The sequence below is a fragment of the Microcoleus sp. S13_C3 genome, from assembly GCF_036700905.1.
GTDB lineage: Bacteria > Cyanobacteriota > Cyanobacteriia > Cyanobacteriales > Microcoleaceae > Microcoleus.
This window is the reverse complement of sequence record NZ_JAUBPT010000310.1, coordinates 1-1315: the sequence shown is the minus strand read 5'-3', so window position 1 is coordinate 1315 and position 1315 is coordinate 1. Positions and strand designations below refer to the sequence as shown.

Genomic DNA, 1315 nt, shown 5'->3' with positions numbered 1-1315 from the left:
AACTCTAGTCAGAACCTTGAAAACTGCATAGAAATTAAGTCATCAAAGCGTGTATGTAATCCGAGAAATCGGAGCATCAGACAAGCGACCACCATGAAAGAATCAAGTGGTCAAGTTACAAAGGGCTAACGGTGGATACCTAGGCACACAGAGGCGAAGAAGGACGTGGCGACCGACGATAAGCTCCGGGGAGCTGGAAGCAAGCATTGAGCCGGAGATGTCCGAATGGGGCAACCCAGTAAGCATCAGTTGAATACATAGACTGAGAGCAGCGAACCCAGCGAATTGAAACATCTTAGTAGCTGGAGGAAGAGAAAGCAATAGCGATTTCCCAAGTAGTGGTGAGCGAACGGGAAACAGCCTAAACCAGAGGTTTTTACTTCTGGGGTCGTGGGACAGTCAATTAACGTATCTTGAAGCTAGACAAAGCAGTTGAAAGCTGCACCAGAGAAGGTGAAAGTCCTGTAGTCGAAAGTAGAAAAGAGCGTGACTGTATCCCGAGTAGCACGGGGCCCGTGAAATCCCGTGTGAATCAGCGAGGACCATCTCGTAAGGCTAAATACTACTGTGTGACCGATAGTGAACCAGTACCGCGAGGGAAAGGTGAAAAGAACCCCGGAAGGGGAGTGAAATAGAACATGAAACCGTTAGCTTACAAGCAGTGGGAGGACGATTTAACGTCTGACCGCGTGCCTGTTGAAGCATGAGCCGGCGAGTTATAGGCAGTGGCAGGTTAAGACCCTATGGGTTGAAGCCAAAGCGAAAGCGAGTTTGACAAGAGCGCCCGTGTGAAAGCACAGGTCACTGTTTATAGACCCGAACCCGGGTGATCTAACCATGTCCAGGATGAAGCTTGGGTAACACCAAGTGGAGGTCCGAACCGACTGATGTTGAAAAATCAGCGGATGAGGTGTGGTTAGGGGTGAAATGCCAATCGAACCCGGAGCTAGCTGGTTCTCCCCGAAATGTGTTGAGGCACAGCGGTCGAGATTAAGTTTAGGGGTAAAGCACTGTTTCGGTGCGGGCTGCGAGAGCGGTACCAAATCGAGGCAAACTCTGAATACTAAACTGGTACTCGGCCAGTCAGACGGTGGGGGATAAGCTTCATCGTCAAGAGGGAAACAGCCCAGACCACCAGCTAAGGTCCCAAAATGACTGCTAAGTGATAAAGGAGGTGGGAGTGCAGTGACAACCAGGAGGTTTGCCTAGAAGCAGCCACCCTTAAAAGAGTGCGTAATAGCTCACTGGTCTAGCGCTCCTGCGCCGAAAATGAACGGGGCTAAGCAGTCTACCGAAGCTGTGGAATAAATGATGT

At 50.3% G+C, this 1315-nt stretch carries 1 rRNA gene; it reads left to right on the top strand.

The annotated features are described in order from the left end of the window. Positions 1-108 precede the first annotated feature (108 nt). Positions 109-1315, top strand: a 23S ribosomal RNA gene (locus QUA16_RS36175); the annotation flags it as partial.